Raw genomic sequence first — 6840 nt, 5'->3', positions numbered from 1 at the left:
TTGCCAAACTGCTGGAAGATCGCGGCATCGCCCCCGCGCAATTGGGCGATCTTTCGGAAAGCGCCCTCGCCCCCTTCGCCGACATGCTTAGCGGCGGCGACCGGCAGATTATCGGGCTCACGGTCGCCCTGCCCGCCCCGCTCGAGCGCGGGCCATTCCTGACCGGGCTGGCCCGCCGCATGGGGGCCATTTCGGCGCGCGCGTTCAATCAAAGTGGGGTGGAGGCTGCCGCCCTGCTTCTGGTGAGCCGGGAAACCCCCGCGGCGGTGCAGGCCGATCTTCTGGCGGCCCATCCCGATCTCGCCGTCGTCGAGGCCCGCGCCTTGGTGGACGATAAGCTCGAAACGCCCTGGTCGCCGCCGCGCAGCGCCAGCAAGATCAAAACCAGCGACCCCGCCGACAATCAGGTGCGCGTGCCCGTCGAAATCCTCGACCGGCTGTTTGGGCGCATCGGCGAGTTCTTCAGCATCAGCAGCGCCTTGAACGTGCTGATCGTCGATTCGCAGGTACCGGCCACGCTCCAACGCCTCGCCGACCACGCGACGATCAAGGAACCGGCGCTGCTGCCCGCGATCGAAATTCTTCAGCGCCAGCAGAATGATCTTTCCCAGGTCGAAGCCGAAGTGCATCGGCTGGTCAGCCTGATCCACGAGGCGACGCTGGGGCTGCGCGTCATTCCGCTCGATATCGTTTTCAACCGTTTCCCGCGCATGATCCGCGAGTTTGCCAAAGAGCAAGGCAAGCAAATCCGCTTCGAAGCCCGCGCCGATGGTATCAAGGTTGATAAGGGGATGACCGAGCTGCTCGCCGATCCGCTCATGCATATGCTGCGCAACGCGGTCGATCACGGGATCGAAAGCGCCGCCGAGCGCATTGCCGCCGGTAAGCCGCCCTTGGCCCATATTCGCCTCAGCGCCGAGCAGCACGGCAACCGCATCGTCATTGAAATCCGCGATGACGGGCGGGGGATCGACAGCGAGCGCGTGCGCCAGCGCGCCGTCGCTCAAGGGCTCGCGACCGATGCCGATAGCCGCAAACTTTCGGTGGAACAGATCAACCGCTTCATTTTCGCCCCCGGCTTTTCCACCGCCGAGACGGTTAGCGAAACCTCCGGGCGCGGCGTGGGTATGGATGTGGCGCTTATCAATATCTCCCGCCTCGGTGGGCGGATCGACGTGCGCACGGTGCTGGGGCAAGGCACGATCTTCCGGCTCGATATGCCGCTATCGGCGGCGATGCAGACCGTGCTGCTGGCCGAAACTTCGGTTCAAACGGTGGCCTTCCCCGAACGCATGGTGGTGGAAGCCGCGACCGTGCCGCGCGACGCCATTCAATACGTCAACGGCCAGCGCGCTATTCTGCGGCACGATCGCTTCCTGCCCTTGTTCGGACTGACGGACCTGCTGCAAATCCCGACCCGGACCGACCGGGTGGAGGATGGTGATTTGTCCGTCATTATCGTTTCCTCCGGGCGCTTCCGCTACGGGGTGGAAGTCACGCGTATTCTGCGCCGTCACGAAATGCTGATTCGGGAAACCCACCCGCGCATCGCCCAGCTTCCCGGCCTCGGCGGCGTTTCGACCCTGGGGACCGACCGGATCGTGCTGGTGGTCGATCCCGAAGGCCTGACCGATCTTGCGCGCCGGGCCATTGTACCGGGCATGCGCGTGCCCCCCCAGGCGGCGGAATAAGCGATGGAGTTCCGCTATCTCCACGTCCGCTGCGGCCCCTACCGCATTCTGCTTCCCGGCGAGAATATCGGCGGAATCGACCCCCACGACGGACGCGCCGAGCGGTCGGCGCTCGTTCCACCGCGTCCGCCGCGACGGCTGGCTGCCCACAGTGGATGCCCGGCGGCTGCTTGGCCTCACTCCCAACGGCACGGGGGCACCGGTCCATATTTTCTGGCGGCAACCGGAAGGGCCGGTTTGCGCAATTTTGGCCGTCGATGGGGTGGAAGGTTTGCGCGGTGGGTTCGAGGCCGAATTCCTACCCCTGCCGCGCGCGCCTTTGGGGTTTCAACGTATGTTCGACCGTTTGGTTTATGATGGCAGCGGCGGGTTTCTACTGCGCCTGCGGCAGAATTTCACCCCGCAGCTCAGCGATATTCCAGGGCGGCGGCAGTTCCTGCGCGCGCTGACGGGCGCGGCGCGGTCGCCGTTTCAAGAAGGGGCGACGGCATGAACGATCTCGCCAAAAAGCGTATTTTGATCGTCGACGATAGTTTCATCATGCGCCGCCTCGTGCGCGAACTTGTCGAAAGCGATCCCGATTTCGAGGTGGTGGATACGGCGGAAGACGGGCGCATCGCGCTGCAAAAGGTGCGCAGTTGCAAGCCCGATCTGGTGCTGCTCGATATCGAAATGCCGGAAATGTCGGGCCTTGAAACGATGCGGCGGCTGGGGTTACGCAGCAAATCGAAAATCGTCATCCTGTCTGCCCTTGGCGGCGCGGGGACGGCTGAAACGGCGGAGGCCCTGCGCTTGGGCGCGGCCGCCGTTCTGGAAAAGCCCTCGGGCTCGATTAGTCTTGATCTCCAAGCGCGCAAGGGCTCGGAAATCGTTCGGACCATGCGCAGCGTGCTGGATTTGCCCGCATTAGACGAAACCCCGTCAGTCGCACAGGAGGAAGCTCCCCTCGCTCCGGGCGAACCCGCCAGCACCGGGGCGCAGACTTTGTTATTCGATGCGCTGTTGAACGGTCTTCAGACCGGCGTGCTCGTTTTCAACGGCGCAGGAAGGCTACGGGTTTCCAATGTCGCCGCCTTGCGCCTGCTGGGCCGCGAGGGTGCGGTACCGCAGGCGCTGACGCTCGATTTGCTCTTCGACCAGTATAACGAGGGGGTTTTGGCCGATTTGCGCGATGTGCTGGCCACGGGCGCGCCCTTTGGGCCGGAACTGACCGACTTCGCCCTGCCCGATGGTGCGTGGCGGCCCCTGCGCTTGACCGCCTCGCGCCTCAGCCTTGAGGAGGGCGAAACCCAAGTTCTCGTATTACTGGAAGATGCCACGCGGGAAAAGGAGCTCAAAACCATTCTGTCGCGCACGCTGTCGGATACGGTTGCGACGCAAATCCTCGCCGGGCAGTCGCTCAATCTCGGTGGCACGCTGCAACAAACTTCGATTCTCTTCTCCGATATCCGCAGTTTCACCACTTTGTCGGAGGAGTTGGGTGCGGCCGGAATCGTCGAAACCCTGAACGAATATTTTTCGTTCATGGAAGACGTGATTAAGCAGAGCGGCGGCGTTATCGATAAATATATCGGCGATGCGATTATGGCGCTGTTCGGCGTTCCCGCCCGCCTGGGCCAAGATCACGACCGCGCCGTGCAGGCGGGGCTTGCCATGCTAGCCGCGCTGGAGGTGCTGAATAAGGACCGGCAGCGACGCGGGCACCGGGCGATCAAGATCGGCATCGGTATCAGCACCGGCCAGGTGATCGCGGGCAGCATCGGCTCGCCGACGCGCTCGAACTATACCGTCATCGGCGACGCGGTGAACCTCGCCGCCCGCATCGAATCGCTGACCAAACATTACGGCGCGCCATTCATGATTTGCGGGCAAACGCTGGCGCGCTTGGAGCGCCCCGTGACCGTGCGCCTGATCGATCGGGTGCAGGTCAAAGGCCAATCGGCGGAAACGGTGCTGCATCAGGTTTTCAGCCCCGATACCCCCGTCAATCAAGAGATGTTCGATGCCTATGCGCAGGGGTTTCAAGCCTATTGCGACGGCAATTGGTCCATTGCCCTTGCGCGTCTCGATCACGTGCTAACCCTGGCCCCCGACGACCGGCCGAGCGCGCTCATCCAGGAGCGCTGCCGAACCCTGCTTACCGCCCCGCCCAAAGTTTGGACGGGGGTTTGGACCTATCATGAATAATCCCGCTGCCCCGACCGTGCTGACCCCCGGTTTTCTGGAGACACCCTATGTTTCGTTCGATTAAGATCAGAGAGAAACTACTGTTTCCCATCGGTCTGCTGATCGCGGTTTTGATCGGCTCCACCTTCGTTCTCGTAACGGAATTGACGGAAACGAATAAATCCTTCGAAGCACTGGTGAAAACCCAGTTGCGTGCCCGGTTTATCTCGAAAGATCTCGCCGCAGTTTTGTCCGAAAGCGGTCGCGTCGCCAATCTGATGCTGCTGCAACGGGAAAGCGCCGATTTCACCGCCAGCGCCGACCGGCTGCGCAGCACGCTGGCGCTCATCGCCCCGCGCCGGGACGAGTTGGCCGTTTTGGCCCCGAACCAGGCCCCAGCGTTGGAGAAGGTCACACAAGCCTTCGCCTCCATGGAAAAATCGGTCAAGCCGACGGTCGATCTGAAGCTCGCCCAGGATTTCGACGGCGCGACCGCCTATTGGGCCGCCAACGCCCGCGCCGCCCTACTGCCCGCCTTGAATGCGATGAACGAAACGGCGGACCAACTCCAAGCCGCCGCGAATGACGCGGTGACAAAACAGGTGGCCGCAACCAACGAGACGATCCGTAGCACCGTGATTGCCCTCGGGGCGGTGATTCTTGTCATCACGATCCTCGCCCTGCTGATCGTGCTGCGCGGCGTCGTTTCCCCGATCAAACAACTCACGACCAAGATCACCAAACTCTCCACCGGCGACGGCAGTTTCGACCTGCCCGAAGCCGAGCGCGGCGACGAGTTGGGCGCGATGGGCCGGGCACTGCTGGTCTTCCGCGAAAACGCCGAAAAGATCAAAGTCGCCATGACTGCCGAAGCCGTGACCATCGAGATCGGCGAGGTTATCGCCCAGGCCGCCCGCAACGATCTAACCGTGCGCGTGAATCTGGACAATAAAACCGGCTTCCTGCGCAATATCGGCGCGCAGATCAATCAATTGGTCGAAGGCAGCAATAATACCCTGCGCGAAATCGGCCAGAAAACGCGGCAGGTTTCGGTTGCGGTCGCCGAAGCCAGCGCGGCGGTGGGCCAAGTTTCCGGCGGCGCGCGCGTCCAGAATAATGCCGTGGGCCAAGTCACCCAGTCGCTGACCGAATCGGCGAAAGCCATCCGCATGGTTTCCAGCAGCGTCAATGTGGCCAACGATAAGGGGATTCTTGCCGCCAATCTGGTCGAACGCGGGCGCGGCTCGGCGGATGAACTATCGCGCATTGTCGAAAAGATCGCGCAAAACAGCCGCAAGATCAGCCAGATCACGCAGGTAATCGCCGGGATCGCCAACCGCACCCATATTCTGTCGCTGAACGCCGCCATCGAAGCCGCCCGCGCGGGTGAGCACGGCAAGGGCTTCGTTGTCGTGGCGCAGGAAGTGGGGAAGCTCGCCGAAAGCGCCGCTCAGAATGCTCAGCAGATTACCGACATCGTCGAACAAGCAACCGCCGATGCCGCAGCGGGCCATTCCGCCTCGATGCTGGTAAAGCAGACGATGGATTCCATCGCGGGCGAGGTTTCGGAAACCAGTCAGATGATCCGCTCGATTGCGGTAGCGATGGAAGAACAGCAGGCCATCGTCTCCCAGATTGAAGGCAATGTGACCGAGTTGCGCGGCATCGCCTCCGGTAATGCCGTGGCAGCGGAGGAAATCACCGCCACCATGATCCAACTGTCGCAATTGGCGGACGATCAACGCAAACAAGTCGATTTGTTCAAAACCAAGTAAGAACGCCATCATGACCGGCGGCGACGCGGCCCAGGTGAGCGTGACGGCGCTCATCGAGGCGCGCTACGGCCTAAGCCCGCGCTTGCAGCACGACCGGCTATCGGCCTTCTTCGCCGACCGCTCGCCGTTGGCGCGGCAGCTTTTGGCCGATCATCTGCACGCCGCGCCGGAAAGCGATCCGGTGTGGCAGCGGTTGATTGAGGCCATGCTGGTGCATGAAACCTTCTTCTACCGCCACAACGATCAATTAAGCGTCGTCGCGCGCTACGTTCTTCCGGCATTGCGCCAGCGGGCGGGTGGGATGCCCTTGCAGCTTTGGTGCGCAGGCTGCGCCACGGGGGAGGAGGCCTATACGCTGGCGTTTCTGCTGCGCGACAGCGGCTGTGCGGGGAAAATCCTCGCGAGCGACCTCAGCGCCGAATCGGTCGCGGAAGCGGTTGCGGGCAAATATTCCTGGAAACCCGGCCTCAATAGTTTCCGCGCCCTGCCGGAAGCCGCGTGGCGCTATTTCGAAGCACTGCCGGGGGAGGCGAACCGCTGGCGCGTGGTGCCGGAGGTGCGCGCTCAGATCACCTTCCAAACCCATAATCTGATGCGCCCGCTCACCCCGGCGCTCACCGCCGATCTAATCTCGTGCCGCAATACGCTGATCTATTTCAGCGACGAAAGCCGCCGCCACGCCGAAGCGACCCTGGTCGCCGCTTCAAAGCCCGGAACGGTGCTGCTGCTCGGCCCCGCCGAGCGCCTGCGCTATACGAATATTTTCGTGCCGATGACCGACGCGCACCCGCAGATTCTGCACTGGCCTGCCGAAAGCGGGGCATGATGGCAATCCGCGCCGGGCTGATCGTTCAAACGGAATTTCTGCGGTTGGTGCTGCGGCAGCTGCTGCGCCGACAGGTCGGCGTCGAGATCGTCGGCGAAGGGGCCGCCCTTGCCGATGCCGCCCGGCTGGCCGCCGCCAATCTGCTGATCGTCGAGCAATCGCTGTGCCCGCGCGCGTTGGAGGTGCTCGCCCTGCTCGGCCAGCACCCGGCCGCGCAGATAATCCTCGTCGGCACGGGCGAAACTCTCCCTCCGCTCGCGGGTGTTCCGGCAGAGAGAATCTTCTTCCTCCCCGCAGGCAGCGCCGCGAGCGCCATCGATCCTTCGAGTCTGACTGAGCGTTTGGATGGTCTCCTGCGCAGCCACCGCGCCGCGCTCCCCCC

Annotated in this window: 6 protein-coding genes; all 6 read left to right on the top strand. The window is 63.1% G+C overall.

The window, feature by feature from the left end; all coding sequences use genetic code 11:
* On the top strand, window positions 1-1691 hold a 1691-nt coding region (locus tag VZ95_RS08880; RefSeq protein ID WP_198148180.1), incomplete at its 5' end, for a chemotaxis protein CheA.
* A 151-nt stretch (window positions 1692-1842) separates the two neighbouring features.
* Window positions 1843-2184 (top strand): hypothetical protein, encoded by a 342-nt coding sequence (locus VZ95_RS08875; RefSeq protein WP_045775532.1) that lies wholly within the window; start codon window positions 1843-1845, stop codon window positions 2182-2184.
* Complete coding sequence (locus VZ95_RS21810; protein WP_052711622.1) at window positions 2181-3878, top strand: adenylate/guanylate cyclase domain-containing protein; 1698 nt, start codon at window positions 2181-2183, stop codon at window positions 3876-3878. The genes VZ95_RS08875 and VZ95_RS21810 overlap by 4 nt, the downstream gene beginning before the upstream one ends.
* A gap of 47 nt (window positions 3879-3925) precedes the next feature.
* Complete coding sequence (locus tag VZ95_RS21805) at window positions 3926-5632, top strand: methyl-accepting chemotaxis protein (protein WP_052711621.1); 1707 nt, start codon at window positions 3926-3928, stop codon at window positions 5630-5632.
* 10 nt (window positions 5633-5642) lie between these two features.
* Window positions 5643-6458, top strand: a complete 816-nt coding sequence (locus VZ95_RS08860) for a CheR family methyltransferase (RefSeq protein ID WP_052711620.1) — start codon at window positions 5643-5645, stop codon at window positions 6456-6458.
* Window positions 6455-6840 (top strand): hypothetical protein (locus VZ95_RS08855; protein WP_045775531.1); only part of this gene is annotated, 386 nt, incomplete at its 3' end. The genes VZ95_RS08860 and VZ95_RS08855, both read left to right, overlap by 4 nt.

It is taken from the genome of Elstera litoralis, from assembly GCF_000963705.1.
GTDB lineage: Bacteria > Pseudomonadota > Alphaproteobacteria > Elsterales > Elsteraceae > Elstera > Elstera litoralis.
The sequence above is the reverse complement of the archived record's forward strand: the minus strand, read 5'-3'. Positions and strand labels throughout refer to the sequence as shown.

Coding starts and splice junctions, on each gene's coding strand:
- VZ95_RS21810 (WP_052711622.1), top strand. CDS start 2,181: ATGAACGATCTCGCCAAAAAGCGTATTTTGATCGTCGACGATAGTTTC.
- VZ95_RS21805 (WP_052711621.1), top strand. CDS start 3,926: ATGTTTCGTTCGATTAAGATCAGAGAGAAACTACTGTTTCCCATCGGT.
- VZ95_RS08860 (WP_052711620.1), top strand. CDS start 5,643: ATGACCGGCGGCGACGCGGCCCAGGTGAGCGTGACGGCGCTCATCGAG.